The organism is Actinokineospora alba (assembly GCF_004362515.1).
GTDB classification, from domain to species: Bacteria; Actinomycetota; Actinomycetes; order Mycobacteriales; family Pseudonocardiaceae; genus Actinokineospora; species Actinokineospora alba.
This window is the reverse complement of record NZ_SNXU01000001.1, coordinates 7212381-7237669: the sequence shown is the minus strand read 5'-3', so window position 1 is coordinate 7237669 and position 25289 is coordinate 7212381. Positions and strand designations below refer to the sequence as shown.

Genomic DNA, 25289 nt, shown 5'->3' with positions numbered 1-25289 from the left:
TTTTCAGGAGATGTCGGCCCGGATTACCTCGGCGCCCAACAGGCGGGTGAGTTCGTCGGCGTCACAACTGTGGCCGGTCCGCTTCCGAAGCTCCTTGCGAACGGCGTCGACCACCGGTTCGGAAAGGACGATGGCCGACAGGGAACGGGGCGAGGTGGCGGCTTTGGCCCGCCACAAGTCGTCGAGATAGCGGCGCTTGATCGCCTCTTTGGAGATGGCGAAGAGGTGGTCGGCCTTGACGGTCAAGGTGTCGGGGCCGAGCAGGTCGACCTCCATGGCGAGGTCGAGCACGACCGGGAGGCCGCTGGCGAGGATCATCCACTCGACACCCCCTGCGGCGTACGTTCGGACCTAGCGCACGTGACCCCGAGCTTCTGGGTTCAGAGCCCGACCTCGATGAAGCCGGGCTTGTCGTAGTTGGCGAAACCGAAAGCCTTACCGCGAATCGGTGATCAGCGGACGGGCATCGCCTTCATTCGCGGCGTTCTCCACCAAGCCCTGCAGAGCCTTGCTGAACCGTCGGATCGCCATGCGAACCCGTTCCCACGCCGTGAGATCCCCTATGGGCGCCGACTTGTTCGATGGGGACGACAGTGGCGATGGTCGCGTCGATCACCGTGCCATCCATTTCGGACACCGGCCAGGCTGGGGCGTGCTCGTCCATCATCAAGTCTCCTCGTGACGTCGTGTCACTGGGAGTCGTCGGCCGACCCTGTTTTGTAACAGGCCACCTATCCCCGGTGTCGCGATCGGAACGCCGCCACATGCACCCGGTTCGCACACCGTGGCGAGCAGAAGCGCTTCGCCTGGTTGGTCGAGCTGTCCAAGTAGTAGTTCCCGCACCCCTCCGCCGCGCAGTGTCCCCACCGGCTCAGCGGGTGTCGCACGATCGCCTGGGCCAGCCCCCAAGCCGAAGCGGCAGCCGCCTCCGTGGCGGGGGAGGCGTCCGGGTCGGCTACGTGGATGTGCCACCCACCCGACCCGTGGCCCGAGACCCGGGGCCGCGGCGGGTGTGCCGCGAGCAGTCCGTTCACCGACGCGAGCACCGCCTCCCCATCCCCACGCACCGCCGCGTCCAGCGTGGCGCGGATTGTCGCGGCGACCGCGCGGAGGGAGGTGACGTCCGAGGAGGTCGCACGCGAGGACCACCAAGGTTCGTCGTGCAGCGCCGCCCGCAGCCCGGACAGGTCGTCCAGGTCGGCGTTGGCGAGCCGGAGGGCGACGTCTAGGTAATCAGCGTTGTCCATGGACGGTCCTTACGGCTACTGTCAGGTGCGAAACACGTTCTCACACCTTACCCGGACGGTGGACCATGGGTGACCTGCGTCAAGTGCTGCGTCTCGCCCTGCCCGCGCTGCCGGTGCTGGCCGCCGAGCCGCTCTACCTCCTCGTCGACACCGCCGTCGTCGGCCACCTCGGCGCCATGGAACTCGGGGCCCTGGGGGTCGGGGCGATCGTCCTCGCCCAGCTCTCGACCCAGTTGACCTTCCTGTCCTACGGCACCACCGCCCGCGCCGCCCGGCTCCACGGCGCCGGCAGACGGGCCGACGCGGTGGCCGAGGGCATCCAGGCCACCTGGCTGGCGCTCGCCGTCGGCATCGTCATCATCGGTGTCGGCCAGCTCCTGGCCGGTCCCATCGCCCGCGCGCTGGCCGGGCCGGGCGACCTCGCGGACGCGGCCACCGGGTGGCTGCGCATCGCCCTGCTCGGTGTCCCGATGATCCTGGTGACCCTCGCGGGCAACGGCTGGATGCGCGGCGTCCAGGACACCGGTCGACCCCTGCGCTACGTCCTCGCGGGCAACGCCACATCCGCCGTCCTCTGCCCGTTCCTGGTCCACGGGCTCGACTGGGGCCTCGACGGCTCGGCCGTCGCCAACGTCGCCGGACAGCTCCTGGCAGGCGCGCTGTTCCTGCGCGCGCTCCTGTCCGAACGGGTGGAACGCAAGCCGCACCTCACGATCATGCGCGCCCAGCTGGTCCTCGGCCGCGACCTCATCCTGCGCAGCCTCGCCTTCCAGGCCTGTTTCGTCTCCGCCGCCGCGGTCGCCGCCCGGACGTCCGTCGGCGCGGTCGGCGCGCACCAGGTCGTGCTGCAGCTGTGGACATTCCTCGCCCTGGTCCTCGACTCGCTCGCCATCGCCGCGCAGGCCCTGGTGGGCGCGGCGCTCGGGGCCGGGGATGACAAGCGCGCCAAGGTTCTCGCGCGCAAGCTCACCGGTTACGGGCTCGTCTTCGGTGCAGCGCTCGGCATTGTCTTCGCCGCGCTCGCGGGCCCGCTGCCCCGCGCATTCACGACGGATTCCGTTGTCCTGCAAGAGATCCCGCACGCCTGGTGGTTCTTCGTCGCCCTGCAGCCGATCGCGGGCGTCGTGTTCGCGCTCGACGGTGTGCTCCTCGGCGCGGGTGACGCGCGTTTCCTGCGCACCGCGACGCTCGCCTCCGCGATCGTCGGATTCCTCCCGCTCGTCTGGATCTCGCACGTGCTGGGCTGGGGCCTGGTCGGCATCTGGACCGGTCTGAGCCTGTTCATGGTGATCCGTCTGGCCACGATCCTGGTCCGCGTCCGGGCGGGCCGGTGGGCCGTCGTCGGAGCGTCCACTTAGGACTGTGACCGAGAACACGGTTAGCTAGGCTAACAATCTTTCGGTTCAGAAGGACACACTGGTAGAGACCACTTCGCGAAGAGGGGAGAGCCGCCGTGTCGGGCACCACGCGCACCGCGCTGGTGATCTGGGCAACCGCGGCCACGGTCTACCTGCTGGCGGTGTTGAACCGCACCTCCCTCGGTGTGGCGGGACTGCAGGCCACAGACCGTTTCGACATCGGGCCTGCCGCCCTCGGCGTGTTCACCGTCCTGCAGATCGGCGTCTACGCCGCCATGCAGATCCCCACCGGCCTGCTCGTCGACCGCTTCGGCCCGCGCCGAATCCTGACCGCGGCGGCCGTCCTCATCGGACTCGGTCAACTCCTGTTCGCCCTCGCCCCGTCCTACGGCATCGCCCTCGCCGCGCGAGGCGTGCTCGGCCTGGGCGACGCGATGACCTTCGTCAGCGTCCTGCGCCTCGTCGCCGCCTACTACCCGCCGCGCCGCTACGCCACGGTCACCGCCATCACCGCCGCGATGGGCACCGTCGGCAACCTCGCCTCGACCGTCCCGCTGACCTTCGCCCTGGCGCACGCGGGCTGGGTCTGGACCTTCGCCGTCACCGGCGGGGTCACCATGGCCTACGCCGCCATCGTCGCTTGGCGGGTGCGCGACACCCCCGAGGGCGCCCCGGTCCACCGGTCGACCGCGACAAACCTGTCCGAAGTGGTCGACCAGGTCCGGTGGGCCTGGCAGACACCCGGCACCCGGCTGGGGTTCTGGGTCCACTTCTCGACGATGTTCGCCCCCGCCGTGCTCGGCCTGCTGTGGGGGTTCCCGTACCTGGTCAAGGCGCAGGGCATGTCGGAGGCCGCCGCGGGCGGTGTGCTGAGCCTGCTCGTGGTCATGGCTGGAGTGACCGGTCCGGTCATCGGTGAGGTCACCGGCCGCAAGCCGGAGTTGCGGCTGCCGATCGTCGCGGCGTACATCGCCATTTCGGTGGGTGTGTGGGCGGTGCTGCTCGGCTGGCCCGGCGGGGTCGTCCCGGCGCCGCTGGTGACCGTCGCGTTCGGCTTCCTCGCCATCGGCAGCCCGCTGTCCGCCGTCGGATTCGCGCTCGCCCGCGACTACAACCCGATCGTGCGGGTCGGCACGGCCAGCGGGGTGGTCAACGTCGGCGGTTTCTTCGCGATCACCGTCACCACCCTCGCCATCGGACTGCTGCTCGGCGGCGACGCCGACCAAGCCGACGCGACCGCCTTCCGCATCGCTTTCCTTGCCATAGCGGTGATGCTGCTCTTCGGCGCGTGGCGCACGGGCGTCTGGTGGCGGCGCGCCCGGGCCGCCGTCCTGGCCGCGGACGCCCGTGGCGAATCGGTGCCAGTTGTGATTCAGCGTCGCTCCTGGGACATCCGGGCGCACGCGGATTCAACGTCGTCATAGGATTCCCGCTCGTGTCTCGCCCCAGTCAGCGCCAGCCCGTCGCCCCCGGTCTCCTTGTCGTCGACAAGGCACCCGGGATGACCTCGCACGACGTCGTCGCCCGTGTCCGCCGCATCATCGGCACCCGCAAGGTCGGCCACGCCGGCACGCTGGACCCGATGGCGACCGGCGTCCTGGTGTTGGGGGTCGAGCGGGCCACCAAGCTGCTGGGTCACCTCGCCCTCGACCGCAAGACGTACCTGGCCACCATCCGCCTCGGCGCGGGGACGACGACCGACGACGCCGAGGGCGAGTTCCTCGGCGAACCGGACCCGGCGGCCTTGGCGGCGGTCACCGACGAGGCCATCGCGGCAGGCATCGCGGCGTTGACCGGCGCCATCGAGCAGGTGCCCAGCTCGGTGAGCGCGGTCAAGATCGACGGCAAGCGCGCCTACGCCCGGGTCCGCGCGGGGGAGGACGTCCAGATCCCGGCCCGCCCGGTCACGGTGTTCCGCTTCGACCTGCTCGGCACCCAGCGGAGCGAGAACGGGATCGACCTGGACGTGATGGTCGACTGCTCCTCCGGCACCTATGTGCGGGCCCTGGCCCGCGACCTGGGCGCCGACCTCGGCGTCGGCGGCCACCTGGCCGCGCTGCGCCGCACCCGGGTCGGCCCGTTCGACCTGCGCCTGGCGCGCACGCTGGAGCAACTGGAAACCGACCCGGCGCTGTCGTTGGATATGGAGGGCGCGGTCGCCGCGGCCTTCCCCCGCCGCGACCTGGGCAAGGCTGAGACGGCCGCACTGGCCCACGGCCGCAAGCTCCCCGCGGCGGGTATCGAAGGCACGTACGGCATCTTCGACCCGGCAGGCAAAGCCGTGGCCCTGGGCGTCGACGAGGGCACCACGTCCCGCGCCCTGGTCGTCCTGAACGTCCCTTGATCCCCGGTCCACAGGCTGGCCGGGTTATCCACAGGAAGATCGACAACTCCCCTTCGCAGCCCCATCCCCGATAAACTGGACAAGGGCAGCCCCCCAGGGTGGGTGGGGGTTTGCGCGCGTGGACTGCGCGCGCGAAGAGACCGGGTGGAGGCGGCCCACCGAAGGTGGCAGCGGCGGGATTACGCCGGAGTGGTCTGGCCCGAGATGTTCCCCGCAGCGGAGTGGTCTTGGGCTCCGGTCTGCAGGGCGAGCCGCCGGCCATTCGGCGGTGCGGGTGGCGCCGACGAGGATGGTGGGCTCTACCTGGCTCGACAGGTGGTGCTGCGGGCGATGGCGGTCGGCGCGTCGGCGGTCGTGGCCGCACGGGTGCATGGCAGGTGCTGCAGAGGTCTCGACGGCCGCCCCAAGTAGGCAGGTCAAGTCCCGTGGCGTGAACGGTGAACTCACTGTCGGGAACGTGGGACTCGCGATCGTGTCGGGTGGGGTGGGACACGGTGGCGGTGTTATCAAGAGCCACTAGGGTGGAACCGTGCAGCGATGGCGCGGACTTGAGGATCTTCCGAGCGGGTGGGGTCGCTGTGTGGCGACCATCGGCGTGTTCGACGGTGTGCACCGCGGACACCAGGAGCTGATCAGCCGGGCGGTCGAGATCGCCCGTGACCGGGGTCTGCCCTGCGTCCTGGTGACGTTCGACCCGCACCCGTCCGAAGTGGTCCGTCCCGGCAGCCACCCCGCCCAGCTCACCACGCTGCGCCGCAAGGCCGAACTGGTGGAGAGCCTCGGCGTCGACGCCCTCTGTGTCCTGCCCTTCACTCCCGAGTTGTCCAAGGTCACCGCCGAGGAGTTCGTACACGAGGTCCTCGTCGAGCGCCTCCACATCGCCGCCGTCGTGGTGGGGGAGAACTTCACCTTCGGCAACCGCGCGCTCGGCAACGTCGAGCTGCTGACCAAGCTCGGCCACCGCTTCGGGTTCTCCACCGAGGGCGCCAAGCTGGTCACCGCCGACTCCAGCGGCGAGATCACCTTCTCCTCCACCTACATCCGCGCCTGCATCGACGCGGGCGACGTGCGGGCCGCGCAGGCCGCGCTGGGTCGCCCACACCGGCTCGAGGGCATCGTCGTGCGCGGCGACGGCCGGGGCCACGAACTCGGCTTCCCCACGGCCAACCTGTCCACCCCGCGTTTCGCCGCCGTGCCCGCCGACGGTGTCTACGCGTGCCAGTTCACCCTGCTCAACAGCGCCAACCGCGGCCCGCTGACCGCCGCGGTGTCCGTCGGCACCAACCCGACCTTCTCCGGTCGCGAGCGCCGGGTCGAGGCCTTCGTGCTCGACGTCGACGAGGACTTCTACGGGCAGCGCGTCGCCATCGACTTCGTCGAGCGGTTGCGCGCCATGGAGAAGTACCCGTCGTCGGAGGCCCTGGTCGAGCAGATGCACCTTGACGTCGCCCGCACCCGTGAGCTACTTGACAACGAGTAACCGATTCGCCCACGAGCGTCGCGCGAGCCTGGCAAGATAACCGCAGGCAGACGTCCACAGAGAGGCGAACGTGGAAGACCACAAGATCGTCCAGCGCAACATCGCGCTGCAGCGGGAGTGGTACGGCGAACCCTTGGGTGACCGCGTCCGCAGACTCGTGGTCGCCTTCGACGTCTCCCAGGCCAGCCTCGCCGACGTGCTGGGCATCAGCGCGCCGATGCTGAGCCAGGTCATGTCCGGCCGCCGCGCCAAGATCGGCAACCCGGCCGTCCTCGCCCGCCTGATCATGCTCGAACGCAAGATCCTCACCCCCGACGTCGCCTCCGGCCGCCGTGAGGCACTGCAGCGCGCGCTCGACGACGTCCGCGCCTCCAAGCCCGCCGTGACCAGGGACAACCTGCCCGTCGACGTCGGCCGCAGCGCGATCATGGCGCTGCGCAGGCTCATCCCGTCCGACCACCTCACCGAGGCCGCCGCGGCGCTCGACGGCCGGTTCCCGGAACTAGCCGAGCTGCTCCGGCACGCCGGAAAGCGGATATGACCAGGCTTTTCACCGCGTTCCCCCTGCCCGACCCGGTCGCCGACCACCTGGCCGACCACCTGCCGAAACTTCCGGCGGGCGTGAAATCGATCGACCGAGACACCTGGCACATCACCGTCGTCTTCCACGGTGACGACGACCTGGACGCCCGTCTCGCCGCCCTCGCGGAAATAGACATGACACTTCCGGCGCCGCGCCTTAGGCTGCGCGGGTCGGGAACGTTCCCCGGAGTCGGCTGGATCGGAGTCCAGGCCGACGGCGCCCTCCCCGCGCTCGTCGCGGCGGCCGGTCGCAGCCCCGAGGACTACATCCCGCACATGACCATCGCCCGGTGGCCCAAGGACCAGCAGGTCCAGCTGGGCCTCGACGACTACACCGGCCCCGAGTGGACCCCGAGTGAACTCGTCCTCTTCACCAGCGAGCGCGGGCCGGTCTACACGCCGATCGGCCAGGTCAGGCTGCTCCACGCGGAGCAACCGAGGCCTACCTGCTAACCTTGGTGATTGGGTCCGGCTGCAGTCCGTGGCGGCCGGTACCGACTCACCCGAGTGAGAATTCCCAGCTCGGGCCACACGGGACATCGAACAAGGAGTTGACGAGTGGCTCTGTCCACCGACCAGAAGAAGACGATCCTCACCGAGTACGGCGTGCACGACTCGGACACCGGATCACCCGAGGCCCAGATCGCGCTTCTCACCAAGCGCATCAAGGACCTCACCGAACACCTCAAGATGCACAAGCACGACCACCACTCGCGTCGTGGTCTGCTGCTGCTCGTCGGCCGTCGCCGTCGGCTGCTCAACTACCTGACGAAGGTGGACATCGAGCGCTACCGGTCGCTGATCCAGCGACTCGGCCTGCGCCGATAGCTTGACCTTGGGGGGAGTGGCCATTCGGTCACTCCCCCCACCCAAAACTCAACAAAGACGCAGAACACAACAGAGCCAGCACGCCGCGCACCACGGGACCAAGTTCGCCGGTCCTCGGTAGTGGTTCCCGGGTTCAGCCGACCGACACAGGGAGTGTCGTGTGGCCCCGAGGACTTCGATCGAAGACCGGCCTCGTCCGAACCGCGACCCCGTGCTCGGGTTGCGCGCTGGCTCGCATACGAGGAGTACCGAATACATGACTGAAAACACCGTGCACGAGTCGACTGCTGTCATCGATAACGGCAAGTACGGCTCGCGCACCATCCGCTTCGAGACGGGCCGCCTGGCCCGACAGGCCGCGGGCAGTGTCGTGGCCTACCTCGACGAGGAGACCATGCTGCTGTCGGCGACGACCGCGTCGAAGCACCCGAAGGAGCACTTCGACTTCTTCCCGCTGACCGTGGACGTCGAAGAGCGCATGTACGCCGTGGGTCGTATCCCCGGCGCGTTCTTCCGCCGTGAGGGCCGCCCGTCCACCGACGCCGTCCTCACCTGCCGGCTCATCGACCGCCCGCTGCGCCCGTCGTTCGTCGACGGTCTCCGCAACGAGATCCAGGTCGTCATCACCGTCCAGTCGCTCAACCCGCAGGACCTCTACGACGTCGTGGCGATCAACGCCGCGTCGGCGTCCACCCAGCTCGCCGGGCTGCCCTTCTCGGGCCCCATCGGCGCTGTCCGGGTCGCGCTCGTCGGGGACCAGTGGATCGCGTTCCCGACCTACGAGCAGCTCAAGACCGCCGTGTTCGACATGGTCGTCGCCGGCCGCGTGGTCAATGAAGACGTCGCGATCATGATGGTCGAGGCCGAGGCCACCGACAACGTGATCGACCTGATCGCCGAGGGCGCCACCGCGCCGACCGAAGAGGTCGTCGCCCAGGGCCTCGAGGCCGCCAAGCCGTTCATCAAGGTCCTGTGTGACGCGCAGGCCGAGCTCGCCGCCAACGCCGCCAAGGCGACCGGTGAGTTCCCGACCTACCCGGCCTACCAGCCCGACGCCTACGACGCCGTCGCGGCGGCCGTGAGCGACGAGCTCGCGCAGGCGCTGACCATCGGTGGCAAGCAGGAGCGCGAGCTCCGCATCGACGAGGTCAAGGCCCTGTGCCTGGAGAAGGTCGGCGCCGTCACCGGCGGTGCCTTCGAGGGTCGCGAGAAGGAGATCGGCGCGGCGTTCCGCTCGCTGAACAAGAAGCTGGTCCGCCAGCGCATCCTGCGCGACAAGGTCCGCATCGACGGCCGCGGCCTGACCGACATCCGCGGCCTGTCCGCCGAGGTCGCGCTCATCCCGCGCGCCCACGGCTCGGCGCTGTTCGAGCGCGGCGAGACCCAGATCCTGGGTGTCACCACGCTGAACATGCTGCGCTTGGAACAGCAGATCGACTCGCTGTCCCCCGAGACGCACAAGCGCTACATGCACCACTACAACTTCCCGCCGTTCTCCACCGGTGAGACCGGTCGCGTCGGTTCGCCGAAGCGCCGCGAGATCGGCCACGGCGCGCTGGCCGAGCGGGCGCTCATGCCCGTTCTCCCCAAGCGCGACGAGTTCCCCTACGCGATCCGCCAGGTCTCCGAGGCCCTGAGCTCCAACGGCTCGACCTCGATGGGCTCGGTCTGCGCGTCCACCCTGTCGCTGCTCAACGCCGGTGTGCCGCTGAAGGCCCCCGTGTCGGGTATCGCCATGGGCCTGGTGTCCGACGAGGTCGACGGCAAGACGGAGTACGTCGCGCTGACCGACATCCTCGGTGCCGAGGACGCCTTCGGTGACATGGACTTCAAGGTCGCGGGCACCAAGCAGTTCGTCACCGCGCTGCAGCTCGACACCAAGCTCGACGGCATCCCGTCCGACGTGCTGGCCAAGGCGCTCGACCAGGCCAAGGACGCCCGGTACACGATCCTCGAGGTCATGGCCGAGGCGATCGACGGCCCGGACGAGATGTCGCCGTACAGCCCGCGCGTCACCAGCGTGAAGATCCCGGTCGACAAGATCGGCGAGGTCATCGGCCCGAAGGGCAAGATGATCAACTCGATCACCGAGCAGACCGGCGCCGACATCTCCATCGAGGATGACGGCACGATCTACGTCGGTGCCGCGGACGGCCCGTCCGCCGAGGCGGCGATCGGCATGATCAACGCCATCGCGAACCCGCAGATGCCGAAGGTGGGCGAGCGGTTCCTGGGCACGGTGGTCAAGACCGCCGCGTTCGGCGCCTTCGTGTCCCTGCTCCCGGGCAAGGACGGCTTGGTCCACATCTCCAAGCTGGGCAACGGCAAGCGCATCAACAAGGTGGAGGATGTCGTCAAGGTCGGCGACAAGCTCCGCGTGGAGATCGCCGACATCGACCAGCGCGGCAAGATCAGCCTGGTCGTCGTCGGCGAAGACGCCGAAGCCGCGCCGGCTGACGCGCCCGCCGAGACTGTCGAGGCGGCTCCCGCCCAGTGAGTAAAGGCTCCACGGCGGCCGCGAGTGCTCTTCTGAGCGCTCGCGGCCGTTCCGCAAAGGTCCAAGGCCACCTGCAGAAGCCCGGCAGCACGGTCACCCTGGAGAACACCCCCGACGCCGAGGTCAAGCGCACGCTGCTGCCCGGCGGCCTGCGGGTGATCACCGAGCGGGTGCCCGGTCTGCGCAGCGCGTCGGTCGGCATCTGGGTGCAGGTCGGCTCGCGCGACGAGCCGAACGCTGTCGCCGGTGCCGCGCACTACCTGGAACACTTGCTGTTCAAGGGAACCGCGAAGCGCACGGCCGCGCAGATCGCCGAGGAGATCGACGCCGTCGGCGGCGAGCTCAACGCGTTCACCGCGAAAGAGCACACCTGCTACTACGCGCACGTCCTCGACGAGGACCTGCCGCTGGCCATGGACCTGGTGTCCGACGTCGTCTTCGACGCGTTGTGCACCGAGGCGGACGTGGAGACCGAACGGGGCGTCGTCCTCGAAGAGATCGCCATGCGCGACGACGACCCGGAAGACCTGCTGCACGACGCGTTCTGCAGCGCCCTGCTCGCCGACCACCCGCTGGGGCGGCCGGTGCTGGGGTCAGAGCAGTCGATCACGGGGATGACCCGCTCGGCGCTCAACGGGTTCTACCGGCGTCGCTACACGATGCCGAAGATGGTGCTCGCGGTCGCGGGCAACGTCACCCACACCCAGGTGCTTTCCTTGGTGCGCAAGGCTTTGCGTGAGCGGCTGACCGGCGACAAGTCGCCGGTCGCCCCGCGCACGGGCCGCGCCCGCATCGGCAACTCGTCGCGGCTGGTGCTGCACACCGACGACACCGAGCAGGTTCACATGATGCTCGGCGTGCGCGCGATCGACCGCCACGACGACCGCCGCTTCACCCTCAGCGTGCTCAACGCGGCGCTGGGTGGCGGCATGAGTTCGCGGCTGTTCCAGGAAGTCCGGGAGCGGCGCGGGCTGGCGTACCAGGTGTACTCGTCGGTGGCGTCCTATGCCGACACCGGCCACCTGTCCGTCTACACGGGATGCCAGCCCGAGCGGCTCGGCGAGGTCGCCAACGTCATCCGCGACGTGCTCGGCCAGGTCGCCAAGGACGGGTTCACCGACGAGGAAGTCGCCCGCGGCAAGGGGCAGCTCCGCGGCGGCATGGTCCTGGGCTTGGAAGACACCAGCTCGCGCATGTCGCGCATCGGCAAGGGCGAGTTGGCGTACGCCGACTACCTGTCGGTCGAGCAGACCCTGGACCGCATCGCGGCGGTCACCGCCGAGGACGTGGCGAAGCTCGCCCGCGAACTGCTGACCCGGCCGCTCGCCGCGGCTGTGGTCGGCCCTTACGATCACGCCGACGACGTTCCCGTCGAGTTGCACGAGGTGAACAAGTGAGCAGCACTGCCGACTCCGCTCAGTCCGCGAGGACGGAGGACAACCCGATCCGCGTTGGCGTGCTTGGTGCGCGCGGCAGGATGGGTGCTGAAGTGTGCCGGGCCGTGGAAGCGGCCGGTGACATGGAAGTCGTCGCCATGGTCGACACCGGCGACTGGATGTTCGACATCGCCGACGCGGGCGCCGAGGTCGTCGTCGACTTCACCCACCCCGACGTGGTGATGGACAACCTGCGGTTCTGCATCGACCAGGACATCCGCGCCGTCGTCGGCACCAGCGGCTTCGGCGACGAGAAGATCGCCACGGTCAGGCAGTGGCTGGAGCCCAAGCCGGAACTCGGCGTGCTCCTCGCCCCGAACTTCGCCCTCGGTGCGGTGTTGTCGATGCGCTTCGCCCAGCTCGCCGCGAAGTACTACGACACCGTCGAGATCATCGAACTGCACCACAACCGCAAGGCCGACGCCCCTTCCGGTACGGCCGCGCACACCGCCCGCCTGGTCGCGCAGGCCCGCGAGGCGGCGGGCATGAAGGCGATCCCGGACGCCACCACGCACGACCCGGACGGCGCCCGCGGCGCCATGGTCGACGACATCCGCGTGCACTCCGTGCGCCTCGGCGGCCTTGTCGCCCACCAGGAAGTCCTCTTCGGCGGCGAAGGCGAGACGCTGACCATCCGGCACGACTCGCTCGACCGCAAGTCCTTCATGCCGGGCGTGCTGCACGGCGTGCGGGCCATCCTCGACCACTCGGGTCTCGTCGTGGGCCTCGAGAACCTGCTCGACCTCTAGCCGTGTCCGCGCGCACGGTTTCGCTGATCCTGACCGCCGTCCTGGTCCTGTACTTCGTCCTGCTCGGCGGCCGGGCAGTCGCCCTGTTCCGCGACGGCTCACCGCTGGCCGTGGCCTTCGGCGTCGGCGTCCTACTGCTGCCGATCGTGGGCGCGTGGGTGGCGTGGTCGACGATCCGGTTCGGGATGCGCACGTCGGAGCTGGGCAAGCGTTTGCAGGCCGAGGACGGCCTCCCGGACACCTCGGACCTGCCACGCATGCCGTCAGGCCGCGTAGACCGCGCCGCGGCGGACGCCTGGTTCGAGGAACGCCGCGCGGAGGTCGAGGCCTCCCCGGACGACTGGCGCTGTTGGTACCGGTTGGCGGTGGCCTACGACGTCGCGGGCGACCGCGGCCGGGCCCGGGAAACCATGCGCAAGGCCCTCGAACTGGCTCCCTGAGCGGGGTGGCACTGACAGGGGCAGGCTCAGTGCCCGAACGGCCGGGATACTGGGCCCATGAGCACCGAACTGGGTGACTTCCTCCGCACCCGCCGAGCCCGGCTGACTCCCGCCGACGTCGGCCTGACCTCGTTCGGCGCACGCCGGGTGCCCGGGTTGCGGCGCGAGGAGTTGGCGCAGTTGGCCGGCGTCAGCATCACCTACTACACCCGCCTTGAGCAGGGGCAGAGCCAGAACGCCTCCGACGACGTGCTCGACGCCATCGCCCGCGCGCTGCGGCTTGACGACGACGAGACCGCGCACCTCCGCGATGTCGCGCGCCCCACTCGGCGCAAGCGGCGCGCGGTGCGGCCGGAGGCGGCTCGGTCGGGTGTCGTGCAGTTGATCGCCGCGATGGACGGGGTCGCGGCCGTCGCGATGGATCGGTGTAGTGATGTGCTGGCCTGGAACGCGCTGGGGCATGAGCTGCTGGCAAGCCACTACGCCCTGGAGAGTCCCGCTTCGGTGGACACCCGGCCGAACCTGACCCGGATGCTCTTCCTCGACCCGCACACCCGCGAGCTGTTCCCGCACTGGGAAGAGGAGACCAAACGCTCGGTGGCGTCGCTGCGCCTGGTCGCCGGCCGCCATCCCGACGACCGCCACCTGGCCGAACTGATCGGTGAGCTTTCCATGAAGAGCACCCGGTTCTCCGCACTCTGGTCGCGGCACCCGGTGCTCAACTGCACGTCCGGCACCAAGGTCTTCGCCCACCCGACCGTCGGGCGGATGGACCTCCAGTTCGAGGTCTTCCAACTTCCGGACGACTCCGCGCACCGGGTGCTGATGTACAGCGCCGAGCCGGGGAGCGGGTCGGCGGCGGCGTTTCGGCTGTTGGGGCGGCCGGCCTGGCACTCTCAGGGGTAGGCAGAGCAGAGGGCTGGTTACTGGAAAGCCGTGAGGTGATGCTGGTTTCCTCTCGTTGAAAGGAAACCACGATGTCCATTGTGGACACTGCGCCCGCGCTCATGACCTCGCGCCAACGGCTGACGCTCATTCTCCTGCTCACCGCGAGCTTCACCCTCGCCGTCGACTTCTCGATCCTCAACGTCGCGCTCCCGGTGATCGGCGCGGAGGTCGGGTTCTCCCTGGAGAACCTGCAGTGGATCGCCACCGCCTTTGCCCTGTGCGCTGCGGGCTTCACCCTGTTGTTCGGCCGCGTGGCCGACCTCTTCGGCAGGCGGCGGCTTTTCCTGGCAGGTATGGCTTTGCTCGGCGTGGCCTCCCTGATCGGCGGCCTCGCCACCACCCCCGCGTTGCTGCTCACCGCCCGCGTTGCCCAAGGGCTGGCGACGGCCGCCGTCACCCCGGCCGCCCTGTCGCTGCTCACCACGTCCTTCCCCGAAGGATCGTTGCGGGACAAGGCACTCGGACTCAACGGCGCGCTGATGGCGGCCGGGTTCACCACCGGCGCCATCCTCGGTGGCCTCCTGACCGACCTGCTGAGCTGGCGCTGGGCGTTCTTCATCAACATCCCGGTGGCGGCCTTCGTCCTGATCGCCGCGCCCACGGTGTTGGCGGAGAGCAAGCCCGAGCGGCGGGCCCGGCTCGACGTTCCGGGTGCGGTCACCGTGACACTCGGTCTGCTGGCGATCGTGTTCGGCCTGACCACCGCGGGCGAGCGCTCGTGGAGCGACCCGCGCGCGTTCGGCGCGCTGGCCGTGGGCGTGGTGCTGCTCGGCCTGTTCTGGCTGGTGGAGCAGCGTGTGGCGGAGCCGCTGGTGCCGGTGGCCATCCTGCGTCGCGGCACCGTCGCGTGGGGCAACCTGGCCGGTCTGCTGGCGTTCGTCACCGAGACGTCGCTGGTGTTCTTGCTGACCCTGTACCTGCAGAAAGTCCTCGGCTACACACCACTCGCCACCGGCCTGTCCTTTGCCGTGCTCGGCATCGGGACAGTCGTGGGCGGGGTGATCGCGCCGAAGGTCATCGCCCGCGTCGGGACCAAGCGCGCGATCGTGACCGCGTTCGGCGTGCAGGCCGCGGCGACCCTGCCGCTCGCCTTTCTCGGGACCACGTCGGCGTGGGTCCTGCCGTTGCTGGTGCTGACCTTCGCCGGCGGTGTCGCCAACCTGGTCGCGATTGTCGGCTTCATGGTGACCGCCACCTCCGGCCTGCCGGACGGCGAACAGGGCCTCGCGACCGGTCTGGCCACGATGAGCCAACAGGTCGGCATCACCATGGGCATCCCGATCATGAGCGCGATCGTGACCGCCCGCGCCCACGGCGACGACAGCCCCGCGGCCGTGCTGGACGGTGTGAGCACGGCGATCTTCGTCAACGCGGGCCTGTGTGTGCTGACCGGACTGCTGGTGGCTGCCTTCCTCCGCGACCGGCGGGGTCAGCTCATGTAGCCGTGCTCGACGATCCGCTGAGCCGACTGGGCGTACAGCTCGGGGTCGGTGGGCGTCAGGGTGGCGAGGCCGTCGACGTAGCGGTTGTACATGCAGAAAGCCGCCGCGATCAGCACCGTGTCGTGGATCTCGACGTCGGTCGCACCCTCGGTCCTCGCCGCCTCGACAAGCTCGGACGTGACCTTGCGGCCGGTCTCCTGCACGGCACCGGCGATCCGCAGCAGAGCGCGCAGCTTCTCCGACACCGGCGCCTCATCGAGGTTCGCCCGAACCTGGTCGACGAGCGCCATTCCCTCGTCGAGCTGGGCGGCGGCGAACGCGGAGTGCGAGTTGCAGCAGAAGTTGCACTCGTTGAGCCCGGAGACGTACGCCGCGATCAGCTCGCGTTCGCCCGCGGTCAGCGAATGCGGTCCACGCAACAGGACTTCGGCCAACTCCATGAGCGGCTTGCCGGTCTCGGGCCGAAACCGCATGGGCCCGGTGATGCCGGGGAACTGGGACTCGTCGATGCCAAGGTCGATGTGCGCCATGGTGAGCACGCTAGCGACCCGTGATCGGCTTGGGCAGTGAACGATTCATGGGTTTGCGCGACTCAGAGGTCCGCGATGAGCAGGCGGTAGCCGGCATCGAGGGTGTCCAGGGCGAGCAGGTCGGCGTGGTTGTCGTGCCAGCGGCCGGTGGCGAGGTCGTCGGCCAGGCGGGCCAGGCCGGGCTGGAGGGCGGGTTCGCCGGTCTGGGCCAGCATGGACATCCCGGCCCGCACCACCGGGTCGAGGTACGCCTCGGGCCTGCGCCAGTAGGCGGCACCGAAGCCGTCGGTGCAGTCATGGGGGACCGGAACCGTTTCCACGCGGGCGCCGCCGAGCATGGTCACCAGCCGATCAATCGGCACCGCGCGGGCGTCGTCCAGCGGGATCGCCTCGGGCAGGTACTCGTCGAGCAGCCAGAACGCGCGGGTGACGGTCTGGTCCCACGTGAGGATGACGACCCGCTCGCGGGCGACGCGGCGCAGTTCGGCGATCCCGGCGGCCAGGTCGGTCCAGTGGTGCACGGTCAGCAGCGCCATCGCCGCGTCCGCCGAGTCGTCGGCGAGCGGGATGGACTCGGCGCAGGCTTGCAGCACGGGAGCCGAACCCGGCGGGCGCTGGGCGATCATCACCGAACTGGGCTCGACCGCGAGAACCGTTTGTGGCGGCTCATACGACCCGGTTCCCGCGCCCACGTTGATCACGGTCGTCGCGTCGCCCAGGGCTTGGTGGATCTGGGCCGCGACGCGGGGGTCGGGCTTGCGCGTGGTGGCGTAGGTGGCACCGATGGTGTCGTAGGTCGTCACGATCGCAGTATGTCTTGCGCGCGATGCAAGCACGGCGCTTCAGTGATTCTTTCCGGTGGTACCAGCGGTTTCAGGGAGTTTTCGTGGGGCGAGGCCGCTAGCGTGCCCGTATGGATGCGACGGTGCGGAGCCGCGAACTGGGCGACGAGTTGAGGCGGGTGCGTCAGTTCCGGGGGCTCAAGGCTTCCGAGTTGGCGCACGCGATCGGCTGGTCGGAGTCGAAGATCTCGCGGGTGGAGTCGGGGAAGACTTCGTGCAGTGAGGTGGAAGCGGCGATCTACCTGGCGTACTGCCGGGTCACGCCGAGGGAACTGGACCGGATCATCGCGCTGTGCGGTGGGGAGGACGAGCACGGCTCCTTCCTCCGCCACCACGGCGAACGCCTACCGGACCAACTGCGCACTTTGGCGCTACACGAAACCACCGCTTCCGCCGTCTTCGCGCTAGAGCTGAACCGTGTCGATGGGCTGCTCCAGACCGAGGATTACGCCCGGGCGATGATGCGGGAGTCGGGCCTGATCCCGGAGCCCGGGATCGAGCCGCGAGTGCAGGCACGGATGGATCGGCAGATCCTGATGCGCCGAAAGAACCCGCCAGAGTTCACCTTCTACATCCACGAGCACGCGCTCCGGCTGCCGGTCGGCGGCCCGGCCGTGATGCACGAGCAGATGCTCCACCTGCTGTTCATGACCTCTCAGCCGTTCTGCCAGGTCCGGGTTATCCCGGCCAGCATCGGCGCGCACGCGGGATTGGGCGGCCCGTTCCGCCTGATGCAGTTCGCTGACCATCAGCCCGTTGTCTGTCTGGAAACCCAGAATCGCAGTCTGTTCCTGGAGAGTTCGAGGGATATCGCCACTTACTGGCTGGTCCTCGGCGGACTCGCCGCAGTCGCGCTCCATGCGGAACAATCACGGTCGATGCTTGCGAGCCTCGCAAGTGAGTACGACCGACCGGGAGCGGGCAGTCATGGGGACGGCGTGGCGTAAGAGCAGCTTCAGCGGAGACAACGGCGATTGCGTTGAGGTCCGCTGGCGCAAGAGTTCCTACAGCGGCGACAACGGGGCTTGCGTGGAGGTCGATTTCGCCGACACGGTGGGGATCAGGGATTCCAAGAACCCCGATGCGGGCCGGCTCGACTTCACTCCGTCGGCGTGGGCCTTGCTCCTACAGGAACCATCCGGCGAACACCGCCGGTGACGCCGCCAGCGCGCTGAACCGCACGAACCGGCCGACCAGCCCCACCGACACGAACGTGTGCAACGGCATCCGCACCAACCCGGCCAGCACGGTCATCGCCATGTACGGCGGCAGCCCCACCACCGAACTCACCCCGTAGGTGCCGAACATCCAGTGCGGGTGCCGCTCGCACCGCTCCTTGACGCTCTCCACCCAGCCGCGCAGCCGTTTCGTGCGCAGCTGCCAGCGCAAACGGGTCGGCGTCATCGGCTTGGGTGCGCGGTGCAGGAACGCGGGCAGGTGGATCGACCCACGCCCGGCGTAGTAGTAGACAAGCTTCCCCGCGACCTGCGCGACGGCCACGACCGCGCCGAGCGCCACCCACGAGATCCCCGGCCGCTGCGTCATCAGCGCCAGGACAAACACCTCAATGCTGACAAAAGGGACAAGCGCCGACCCGAACGCGACGCAGAACGTCACGCAGAGCCAAGGCAGCACCAAGGAAAGTCCCCCACTCGAAACGAGGCCGTCGTCGACGGTACCTCAACCGGGTGACCGTCAGGCCAGCTTCAGGTCCAGTGACCCGGACATTCGCAGCTCCCGCAAGGGCCGCCCACCGGCGTCGAGCGTGCGCACGACCCCGTCCGGCGCCCACCCGGCGCGGGTGAAGAAACTCACCTGCGACTGGTTCGCCTCCGGCACCCAGCAGATCCCGCGCGTCAACCCGGCGGCCCGCACCGCTTTCGCCGCCGCGACCAGCAGCCTGCCTCCGTGCCCACGCCGACCCCAGCGCGGCTCGACCAGCAGCGTGCCGATCAACGCGACCGTCTGGGCGTCCTCCGGCGGCAGGTCGTTGGCCATGGCCGACTCCGACTCCGGCGAGGCCCCCGCGCTGCAGAACCCGACGATCCACTCGCCTTCGAGGGCGACGAACACCGTCGCGGGCCCCTGCTCGATCGTCTGCCGCCACTGCGCCGCCGCGTCGGCGGGGTCGAGCGCGGCCAGGACCTCGGCGGGGAGGATGCCCGAATACCCGGCCTGCCAGGTGAGGACCTGGATCCGGGCGATCTCGTCGACATCGGCGGGTACGGCGGGACGAACCGTGGCATCAGCCATGGCGGCAACCTAGTGGCTCGCCGATCCGCCTTCCCCGTCGGGCTGCCGGCGCCATGGCCGAAACCCGCAAGAGTCATCGACAGCGCCCCGGCAGACTCCAGGCGGAATGTCCGACCGTCCGAGCGTGTTGCCGCAAAGGCCGGGTCAACGACAAATAACCGGCATACAAATGTCGGTGGTTCGTGCGAGGGTGAGGCCATGTCGTCCAAGTCCTGGTTCGCGTGGGCCGCCCTCGGTGTCGTGTACGTGGTGTGGGGCTCCACCTACCTCGCCATCCGCTTCACCGTCGAGTCCATGCCCGCCCTCCTCTCCGCGGGCGCCCGCTTCCTCGCCGCCGGCCTGGTCCTCGGCGTTCTCGTCGTGATCTTCGCGGGGGTCAAGGCGCTGCGGATGACCAAGGCGCAGTTCGGGTCGGCCGTCCTCATCGGGCTTCTCCTGCCCGCCATGGGCAACGGCCTGGTCGTCCTCGCCGAGAAGCACGTGGCCTCCGGTCTTGCCGCCCTGCTCGTGGCGTCCGTGCCCATCTACGTCGTGATCCTGCGCCGGATCTGGGGCGACCGGCCCTCCCGGACCACGCTGATCGGCGTCGCGGTCGGGCTGGTGGGGCTGGCCGTCCTGGTTCTCGGGGGCCCGGTCGAAGGCGCCCACGGCGCGGCCTGGTTCGGGCCGTGGCTGGTCTTGCTGGCCGCGCTCGGCTGGGCGGTCGGGACCGTGCTGACCACCAAGCTCCCGCTGCCCGCCAACCCGTTCGCCCTCTCTGCCGTGGAGATGGTGGCGGGTGGCGTCGCGCTCGCGGTGTCCGGCGCGGTGATGGGGGAGCGGTTCGACCTCGCCGAGATCACCACCGGCTCCTGGGCCGCGTGGATCTACCTCGTCCTCGCGGGCTCGCTGCTCGCGTTCAGCTCCTACGTCTACGTCCTCGGCCGCCTGTCGGTCTCCACCGTGGCCACCTACGCCTACGTGAACCCGGTGATCGCCGTCCTGCTCGGCTTCCTCTTCGCGGGCGAGCGGTTCGGGATCGCGCAGCTCGGCGGCGGCCTGATCGTGCTGGTCGCGGTCGTCCTGGTGGTCCGCGCCGAACGGCCCGCGCCGGAAGTGTCGGTGCCTGCCGGCAGTATCCCGGAACCGTGCGAGGTGAAACGGTGAGCGAGACGATCACGGCCGCGGCCGCCCGGCGAACAGCCCTGGCGGCACAGGGTTTCGCCGACGCGCGGCCCACGGGCCCGCCCACCCGACGCCATCTCGCCAAGGTGCTCTCCCGCGTCCAGCTCCTGCAGCTCGACTCGGTCAACGTCGCGGTCCGCGCGCACTACATGCCGGTCTTCTCCCGCCTCGGCGCCTACCACCCGGCGCTGGTCGACGACGCCGCCTGGACGCACACAGCGCGCAAACCCCGCCTCCTGGTCGAGTACTGGGCGCATGAGGCGAGCCTGATCCCGGTCGCCGACTGGCCGCTGCTGCGGTGGCGCATGCGCCGCTACGAACACCGCTACATCCACCACCTGGAACGCATGACGGCCAAGGCGCCCGGCCTCATCGACGACGTCCTGGCCGCGGTCAAGGAACTCGGCCCGGTCGGCGCGGGCACGCTGGAGACGGCGTTGGGCGGCGCGATAGTCCCGAAGGTCAAGGGCGGCTGGTGGAACCGCTCCGACGTCAAACACGCCTGCGAGTGGCTCTTCGCCGTCGGCGAGCTGACCACCGGCACCCGGCGCGGCTTCCAGCGGCTCTATGACTTGCCTGAGCGCGTTCTCCCGCCCGATGTCCTCGGCGCCGCACCGGTTTCCGACGAGGAAGCGGCCCGGCAGCTGATGCTGCGCGCCGCCGTCGCGCACGGCATCGGCACCGAGAAGGACCTGCGGGACTACTACCGCCTGCAGCCCGCCCGCTCCCAGCAAGCCGTGGCCGAGCTTGTGGAAGAAGGGCTGCTGGAGGCCGTGACGGTCCAGGGTTGGCGCCACCAGGCCTACCGGCACGTCGACGCCCGCACCCCGCGCAAGGTCACCGGGCGGGCGCTGCTGTGCCCGTTCGACCCGCTGATCTGGGAGCGCGACCGCACCGAGCGGATGTTCGGCTTCCGCTACCGCATCGAGATCTACGTGCCCGAGCCCAAGCGTATCCACGGGTACTACGTCTTCCCGTTCCTGCTCGACGGCGAACTCGTCGGCCGCGTCGACCTCAAGGCCGACCGCGCCAACGGGGCCTTACTCGTGCAGGGCGCGTTCGCCGAACCGGGTGCCGACACCGCTCGGGTCGCCGGTGAGCTCATGGCCGAGTTGCGCACGATGGCCGCCTGGCTCGAACTCGACGAGGTCCGGGTGGGCGCGAGGGGCGACCTGAGCGCCGCCTTGCGTACTGGCTAGTAGCCTATTACTCCGAGTCCGGCTAATGTCACATTTGGAGCAAGTGACGAGGTGGTGCGGCTGATCGCGCCGGCCGTGCGGCAAGATCGGACCTCCGTCGGGGCGAACGGATGAAACGGGACGTTGGTGCACTGAGTGCTGGGCAGGTGATGAGTGAGCGTGTCGATCGCAGTCGCCGCACGTTTCAGCGGAGATCGACTTCCGGTTGAGGTCACGAGCTACGTAGGCCGCGGTGACGAGATCCGCGAAGTCAAGCGACTGTTGGGAATCGCGCCGCTGGTGACCCTGACCGGACCGGGCGGAGTCGGCAAGACCCGGCTCGCGATGCGCGTGGCCACCTCCACCCGGGCTTCCTTCGACGACGTGGTCTTCGTCGGCCTCGCCGATCTGCACGACCCGAAACTGCTGGTCAACACGGTCGCCGACCGGCTCGGCCTCGGCGACCGCTCGACCAGGGCGCCGATCGATCTCGTCGTCGACTTCCTGCGCGCCCGCAGGCTGCTGCTCGTGCTCGACAACTGCGAGCACCTGATCGAGGCGAGCGCCCACTTCGCCCAGGCCATCCTGATCTCGTGCCCGGACGTGGTCATCCTCGCCACCAGCAGGCAGTCGCTCGGCGTGGGGGGCGAACACGTCATGCCGGTGCCGCCGCTGGCCGTGCCGGACCTCGGTGAGTCCGCCGCCGCGGTGTACCAGTACGACGCGGTGCGCCTGTTCATCGACCGCGCGACAGCGGTCGTGCCGTCGTTCACCATCACCGACGACGACGTCGACGCCGTGATCCAGCTGTGCCGCTCGCTCGACGGCCTGCCGCTGGCCTTCGAACTCGCCGCGGTCCGGCTGCGGTCGCTGTCGGTGCGCCAGCTCGCCGACCGGCTCAGCAAGCGGTTCACCCTGCTCACCCGCGCGAACCGGGCCACGCCGAGCAGGCACGAGACGCTCGAGGCGCTGATCGACTGGAGCCACCAGCTGTGCACCGAGCAGGAACGCTTGCTCTGGGCGCGCGTGGCGGTGTTTCCCGGCGGCTTCGACCTCGAGGCCGCCGAAGCCGTGTGCTGCGGCGACGACCTGACCTGCGACGACCTGCTCGACATGCTCGACAGCCTGATCGACAAGTCGATCCTGCTGCGCGAGGAGCACGACGGGCAGGTCCGGTTCCGGATGCTGGAGACGCTGCGGCAGTACGGCGAGGACCGGCTCCGCGCCGACGGCGACCTCACCACGCTGCGCCGCAGGCACCGCGACTGGTGCCGAGAGGTCACCCGGGACTTCGGCGCGAAGTGGATCGGTCCTGGGCAGCTCGCGCTCGTCCAGAAGATCGACCAGGAACACGCCAACCTCCGACAGGCGCTCGACTTCTGCCTCGGCGATCCCGCCGAGGCGTCGGTCGGGCTGCGGATGGTCACCGAGATCCGGGACTACTGGCTCATCCGCGGTCTCACCGAGGGCCGGATCTGGGCGGGCAGGCTGCTGGCCGCCGCTGCGCCCGACACCCCGGAGTGGGCCGCCGCGGCGTGGGTCGAGGCGTTCCTCGCCCTCGTCCAGGGCGACATGGACGCCTACGCGGCGCGGCTGGCCGAGGTATCCGAGGTGGCCGAGCGGATCGACGACGCCAGCGCCCGCGCGTACGCCGACCAGGTCCACGCCTATGCCGCGCTGATGGCGAACGAGGGCGAGAAGGCGGCCGAGTTGTTCGGCCGGGCGTTGGACGCCTTCGTCGCCCAGGGTGATCTTGGCGGCGAGCTGTGGGCGACCTTCAACCATGGCCTCGCGGTGAGTCTCACGGGCGACCTGGAGACCGGCCGGGCCGTCATGCGGGCCTGCGCCGACCGGTGCGCATCCCTTGGTGAGGCGACGTTCCAGTGCTGGGCACTGTGGTCGCTCAGCGCCGCGGAGTACCTGCACGGGGAGTACGAGCGGTCGCTTGAGGCGGGCCTGGAAGTGCTGCGGCTGCAACGCGAGGTCGACCACCGGGTGATCCTCGGGTTCAGTCTCAACGTCCTGTCCGGGTGCGCCGTCCACCGCGGCGAGTACCGCCGCGCGGCGCGGCTGTTCGGCGCGTCCGTCACCGTGTTCCAGCTGGTCGGCGCCTCGCCGACGAACTATGTCGCCTTCGCCGAAGGGATGCGCCGGGACATGGAGCTGACGACCGCCGCGCTGGGCATCGAGGTCGCGGGCGCGGAGTTCATGGTGGGCACGAAACTCCCCACCGACACCGCCGTCTCCTACGCCCTGGGCGAGGACATCACCCGCCCCGCCCCGGAGTCGGACGAGCCGCGGCTGACCAAGCGCGAACGCGAAGTCGCCGAACTGGTCGCGAAAGGCATGACCAACAAGGAGATCGCCAAGGCCCTGGTCATCTCCCTGCGCACCGCCGAGACCCACATCGACCACATCCGCACCAAACTCGGCTTCAGCAACCGCGCCCAAATCGCCGCCTGGATCTCGCGAGTCCAACATTCAGAACACTGAGTCCAACATTCACACCCCGCGAGTCGCCCCGCCAGGCAAACGAGTCGCCCCTTCCGGCAACTGAGTTCAACGTTCGCTGCCACGAATGTCGAACTCACTTGCCCGGAGGGGCGACTCACTTGCTTGGCGGGGCGACTCGCGAGGTGGTTAGCAGGCCTCTTCGACTGTGTCGTCGTCTGACAGTTTGGAGGCGGTGCGGAGGAGTTCGGCGCGGACGGCCAGTTCGAGTTCGAAGCGGGCCCGCGGGTCGCTGAGCTGGTCGCTGAACAGCTCCTCGATCTTGTGCAAGCGGTAGCGCACGGTCTGGGGGTGCACGCCCAGCCGGTCGGCCACCTCACCGGCGCGGCCACGCAAGGCGAGCCACTCGTGCAGGGTCACCAGCATCCGCTCCCGCTGCCGGGGCGTCAGGTCGTTCAGCGGCGCGAGGCGCCGGTTGACGAGCTGCTCGATCAGGAAGTCGTCGGAGAACAAGGCCAGCGCCAGACCGTTCTCGGCGCAGTCGACGACCGGGCCGTCGGTGATCAGCCCACGCTCGGACAGCTCGATCGCCTTGCGCGCCACCCGAAGCGACGACCGGATCGCGGTGATCGGGACCGGCGGGCCGACCGCGATCCGCCAGCCGGGGAACGACTTGGCCAGCGCGGCGTGGTCGACGCCGTCGGCCGCGATCACCAGACACGGCCGGGCGCCGTCGAGGTCGGCGAGGATCTCCGTGCCCAGCGGACCCTGCCCGGGGACACTCGGCCCCTGCGGGCAGCGCAGTGCCACGGCGACGATCGCCTCGGGCACCCGCCACCGCGCCGCGTGCGCCTCATCGGTGATCACGTTGACGTCGGAGGTGCGTTCGTCGAGGAGCAGCCGCAGCAGCCGGGCGCGGCGGTCGGCCATGGTGTCGGTGGAGGTGGACCGGGCGGTCTCGTAACCCTCGAGGGACACCGCGCGCAGCCGGTCGACCTGTCGCGCCACGGCGCCGGTCAGGACGGTGATCGCCTGCGCGGACACCGAGTTCGCCAGGCCGTAGGTGCGCATCTGCTCGGACATGACCCGCTCGCCCGCTTGGTACGCCTTGGGCAGCGCGTCCGCTGGGCAGCCCGCGCCGTAGATCATGGCGCCGATGCCGCGGAACATCTCCGTCCAGTCGTCCGACGTCGACCGCGGCGCGAGCACTGTGTCGATACCGCGCAGGATCACCGCCTGGATCGCCGACGGCAGGAGCCCGCCGATCGGCCCCGCCAACGGTGTCGCCAAATCGGGCACGGCCCGCCGGACCTCGGCGATGATCGCCATGGCCACTCGGCCCGCGTGTGCCCGGAACCCGGCGACCGCCTCCCGTTGAACCGAAGGCGACCACCGCGCCTGCACATCCCGTCGGACTGTCGACGCTTGCGCCGGGGTGTCGCTGACCAACCCGTGTTGAAGTCCCATGTGCCTCTCCAGCCTGCATCGTTGCCCGCGAGATCACGATGCCTTCCGGGTGA

General features: G+C 69.6%; 26 protein-coding genes. 18 read left to right on the top strand and 8 right to left on the bottom strand.

What is annotated here, in order from left to right; translation table 11 throughout:
• Window positions 1-3 precede the first annotated feature (3 nt).
• The 3 genes from C8E96_RS32770 to C8E96_RS32760 all read right to left on the bottom strand — a co-directional run bounded on the left by C8E96_RS32770 (window position 4) and on the right by C8E96_RS32760 (window position 1247).
• Complete coding sequence (locus C8E96_RS32770; protein WP_091371071.1) at window positions 4-318, bottom strand: hypothetical protein; 315 nt, start codon at window positions 316-318, stop codon at window positions 4-6.
• A gap of 154 nt (window positions 319-472) precedes the next feature.
• A complete protein-coding gene (locus C8E96_RS32765) occupies window positions 473-664 on the bottom strand; it encodes a hypothetical protein (RefSeq protein ID WP_133794939.1) in 192 nt (63 codons plus the stop codon).
• A gap of 67 nt (window positions 665-731) precedes the next feature.
• The gene (locus C8E96_RS32760; protein WP_091371073.1) at window positions 732-1247 is read right to left on the bottom strand and encodes a CGNR zinc finger domain-containing protein; all 516 of its coding nucleotides are present in this window, start codon (window positions 1245-1247) and stop codon (window positions 732-734) included.
• Window positions 1248-1312: 65 nt separating this feature from the next.
• Here C8E96_RS32760 and C8E96_RS32755 point away from each other — a divergent pair, with 65 nt between their 5' ends.
• From C8E96_RS32755 to C8E96_RS32690, 13 genes are all read left to right on the top strand, one after another.
• Window positions 1313-2605 (top strand): MATE family efflux transporter, encoded by a 1293-nt coding sequence (locus C8E96_RS32755; RefSeq protein ID WP_091371075.1) that lies wholly within the window; start codon window positions 1313-1315, stop codon window positions 2603-2605.
• Between the two features lie 95 nt (window positions 2606-2700).
• Window positions 2701-4029 (top strand): MFS transporter, encoded by a 1329-nt coding sequence (locus C8E96_RS32750; RefSeq protein ID WP_091371078.1) that lies wholly within the window; start codon window positions 2701-2703, stop codon window positions 4027-4029.
• An 11-nt stretch (window positions 4030-4040) separates the two neighbouring features.
• On the top strand, window positions 4041-4949 hold the full coding sequence (gene truB / locus C8E96_RS32745; protein WP_091371080.1) for a tRNA pseudouridine(55) synthase TruB: 909 nt from the start codon (window positions 4041-4043) through the stop codon (window positions 4947-4949).
• Window positions 4950-5478: 529 nt separating this feature from the next.
• Entirely contained in the window at window positions 5479-6429 is a 951-nt protein-coding gene (locus C8E96_RS32735) for a bifunctional riboflavin kinase/FAD synthetase (protein WP_091371082.1), read from the top strand.
• 70 nt (window positions 6430-6499) lie between these two features.
• Window positions 6500-6970, top strand: a complete 471-nt coding sequence (locus tag C8E96_RS32730; protein WP_091371084.1) for a helix-turn-helix domain-containing protein — start codon at window positions 6500-6502, stop codon at window positions 6968-6970.
• The gene (locus C8E96_RS32725) at window positions 6967-7464 is read left to right on the top strand and encodes a 2'-5' RNA ligase family protein (RefSeq protein ID WP_091371086.1); all 498 of its coding nucleotides are present in this window, start codon (window positions 6967-6969) and stop codon (window positions 7462-7464) included. Before C8E96_RS32730 ends, C8E96_RS32725 begins: the two co-directional genes overlap by 4 nt.
• A gap of 105 nt (window positions 7465-7569) precedes the next feature.
• Entirely contained in the window at window positions 7570-7839 is a 270-nt protein-coding gene (gene rpsO, locus C8E96_RS32720; RefSeq protein WP_091371089.1) for a 30S ribosomal protein S15, read from the top strand.
• 256 nt (window positions 7840-8095) lie between these two features.
• On the top strand, window positions 8096-10336 hold the full coding sequence (locus C8E96_RS32715) for a polyribonucleotide nucleotidyltransferase (protein ID WP_091371091.1): 2241 nt from the start codon (window positions 8096-8098) through the stop codon (window positions 10334-10336).
• 32 nt (window positions 10337-10368) lie between these two features.
• A complete protein-coding gene (locus C8E96_RS32710; RefSeq protein ID WP_091371451.1) occupies window positions 10369-11733 on the top strand; it encodes a M16 family metallopeptidase in 1365 nt (454 codons plus the stop codon).
• Entirely contained in the window at window positions 11730-12521 is a 792-nt protein-coding gene (gene dapB / locus C8E96_RS32705; protein ID WP_267463842.1) for a 4-hydroxy-tetrahydrodipicolinate reductase, read from the top strand. The genes C8E96_RS32710 and dapB overlap by 4 nt, the downstream gene beginning before the upstream one ends.
• 2 nt (window positions 12522-12523) lie before the next feature.
• On the top strand, window positions 12524-12961 hold the full coding sequence (locus C8E96_RS32700) for a tetratricopeptide repeat protein (RefSeq protein WP_091371093.1): 438 nt from the start codon (window positions 12524-12526) through the stop codon (window positions 12959-12961).
• A 57-nt stretch (window positions 12962-13018) separates the two neighbouring features.
• The gene (locus tag C8E96_RS32695) at window positions 13019-13867 is read left to right on the top strand and encodes a helix-turn-helix transcriptional regulator (protein ID WP_091371095.1); all 849 of its coding nucleotides are present in this window, start codon (window positions 13019-13021) and stop codon (window positions 13865-13867) included.
• A gap of 71 nt (window positions 13868-13938) precedes the next feature.
• Window positions 13939-15351 carry an MFS transporter gene (locus C8E96_RS32690; RefSeq protein WP_228769715.1) on the top strand — a complete coding sequence of 471 codons (1413 nt, stop codon included), beginning with the start codon at window positions 13939-13941 and terminating at the stop codon, window positions 15349-15351.
• Here the strand turns inward: C8E96_RS32690 and C8E96_RS32685 are convergent.
• Window positions 15339-15881: a carboxymuconolactone decarboxylase family protein gene (locus C8E96_RS32685; protein ID WP_091371455.1), complete on the bottom strand. Its 543-nt coding sequence runs from the start codon at window positions 15879-15881 to the stop codon at window positions 15339-15341. The two genes, C8E96_RS32690 and C8E96_RS32685, sit on opposite strands and share 13 nt — an antisense overlap.
• Before the next feature lie 62 nt (window positions 15882-15943).
• Complete coding sequence (locus C8E96_RS32680; protein ID WP_091371099.1) at window positions 15944-16684, bottom strand: class I SAM-dependent methyltransferase; 741 nt, start codon at window positions 16682-16684, stop codon at window positions 15944-15946.
• Between the two features lie 110 nt (window positions 16685-16794).
• Here C8E96_RS32680 and C8E96_RS32675 point away from each other — a divergent pair, with 110 nt between their 5' ends.
• Together C8E96_RS32675 and C8E96_RS32670 are read left to right on the top strand one after the other, a co-directional pair.
• A complete protein-coding gene (locus C8E96_RS32675) occupies window positions 16795-17670 on the top strand; it encodes a helix-turn-helix domain-containing protein (protein WP_091371101.1) in 876 nt (291 codons plus the stop codon).
• Entirely contained in the window at window positions 17582-17881 is a 300-nt protein-coding gene (locus C8E96_RS32670) for a DUF397 domain-containing protein (protein ID WP_324187458.1), read from the top strand. The genes C8E96_RS32675 and C8E96_RS32670 overlap by 89 nt, the downstream gene beginning before the upstream one ends.
• Here C8E96_RS32670 and C8E96_RS32665 read toward each other — a convergent pair.
• Window positions 17849-18358, bottom strand: coding sequence for a YqaA family protein (locus C8E96_RS32665; protein ID WP_091371105.1), 510 nt, complete (start codon window positions 18356-18358; stop codon window positions 17849-17851). The genes C8E96_RS32670 and C8E96_RS32665 overlap by 33 nt on opposite strands.
• A gap of 60 nt (window positions 18359-18418) precedes the next feature.
• The gene (locus C8E96_RS32660; RefSeq protein ID WP_091371107.1) at window positions 18419-18976 is read right to left on the bottom strand and encodes a GNAT family N-acetyltransferase; all 558 of its coding nucleotides are present in this window, start codon (window positions 18974-18976) and stop codon (window positions 18419-18421) included.
• A gap of 198 nt (window positions 18977-19174) precedes the next feature.
• Between C8E96_RS32660 and C8E96_RS32655 the strand changes: the two genes are divergently transcribed.
• From C8E96_RS32655 to C8E96_RS32645, 3 genes are all read left to right on the top strand, one after another.
• Window positions 19175-20122, top strand: a complete 948-nt coding sequence (locus C8E96_RS32655) for an EamA family transporter (RefSeq protein ID WP_091371109.1) — start codon at window positions 19175-19177, stop codon at window positions 20120-20122.
• Window positions 20119-21339, top strand: a complete 1221-nt coding sequence (locus tag C8E96_RS32650) for a winged helix-turn-helix domain-containing protein (protein WP_228769716.1) — start codon at window positions 20119-20121, stop codon at window positions 21337-21339. The genes C8E96_RS32655 and C8E96_RS32650 overlap by 4 nt, the downstream gene beginning before the upstream one ends.
• A gap of 159 nt (window positions 21340-21498) precedes the next feature.
• On the top strand, window positions 21499-23811 hold the full coding sequence (locus tag C8E96_RS32645; RefSeq protein ID WP_176926724.1) for an ATP-binding protein: 2313 nt from the start codon (window positions 21499-21501) through the stop codon (window positions 23809-23811).
• Window positions 23812-23958: 147 nt separating this feature from the next.
• Here the strand turns inward: C8E96_RS32645 and C8E96_RS32640 are convergent, their stop codons facing one another.
• Complete coding sequence (locus tag C8E96_RS32640) at window positions 23959-25236, bottom strand: PucR family transcriptional regulator (protein WP_091371114.1); 1278 nt, start codon at window positions 25234-25236, stop codon at window positions 23959-23961.
• Window positions 25237-25289 lie beyond the last annotated feature (53 nt).

What these genes read in the sequence shown, in the direction of transcription:
- C8E96_RS32770 (WP_091371071.1), bottom strand. Translation starts at nt 318, where the DNA reads ATGATCCTCGCCAGCGGCCTCCCGGTCGTGCTCGACCTCGCCATGGAG.
- C8E96_RS32765 (WP_133794939.1), bottom strand. Translation starts at nt 664, where the DNA reads ATGGACGAGCACGCCCCAGCCTGGCCGGTGTCCGAAATGGATGGCACG.
- C8E96_RS32760 (WP_091371073.1), bottom strand. Translation starts at nt 1,247, where the DNA reads ATGGACAACGCTGATTACCTAGACGTCGCCCTCCGGCTCGCCAACGCC.
- C8E96_RS32755 (WP_091371075.1), top strand. Translation starts at nt 1,313, where the DNA reads ATGGGTGACCTGCGTCAAGTGCTGCGTCTCGCCCTGCCCGCGCTGCCG.
- C8E96_RS32725 (WP_091371086.1), top strand. Translation starts at nt 6,967, where the DNA reads ATGACCAGGCTTTTCACCGCGTTCCCCCTGCCCGACCCGGTCGCCGAC.
- C8E96_RS32715 (WP_091371091.1), top strand. Translation starts at nt 8,096, where the DNA reads ATGACTGAAAACACCGTGCACGAGTCGACTGCTGTCATCGATAACGGC.
- C8E96_RS32695 (WP_091371095.1), top strand. Translation starts at nt 13,019, where the DNA reads ATGAGCACCGAACTGGGTGACTTCCTCCGCACCCGCCGAGCCCGGCTG.
- C8E96_RS32690 (WP_228769715.1), top strand. Translation starts at nt 13,939, where the DNA reads ATGTCCATTGTGGACACTGCGCCCGCGCTCATGACCTCGCGCCAACGG.
- C8E96_RS32685 (WP_091371455.1), bottom strand. Translation starts at nt 15,881, where the DNA reads ATGGCGCACATCGACCTTGGCATCGACGAGTCCCAGTTCCCCGGCATC.
- C8E96_RS32675 (WP_091371101.1), top strand. Translation starts at nt 16,795, where the DNA reads ATGGATGCGACGGTGCGGAGCCGCGAACTGGGCGACGAGTTGAGGCGG.
- C8E96_RS32670 (WP_324187458.1), top strand. Translation starts at nt 17,582, where the DNA reads ATGCGGAACAATCACGGTCGATGCTTGCGAGCCTCGCAAGTGAGTACG.
- C8E96_RS32660 (WP_091371107.1), bottom strand. Translation starts at nt 18,976, where the DNA reads ATGGCTGATGCCACGGTTCGTCCCGCCGTACCCGCCGATGTCGACGAG.
- C8E96_RS32655 (WP_091371109.1), top strand. Translation starts at nt 19,175, where the DNA reads ATGTCGTCCAAGTCCTGGTTCGCGTGGGCCGCCCTCGGTGTCGTGTAC.
- C8E96_RS32640 (WP_091371114.1), bottom strand. Translation starts at nt 25,236, where the DNA reads ATGGGACTTCAACACGGGTTGGTCAGCGACACCCCGGCGCAAGCGTCG.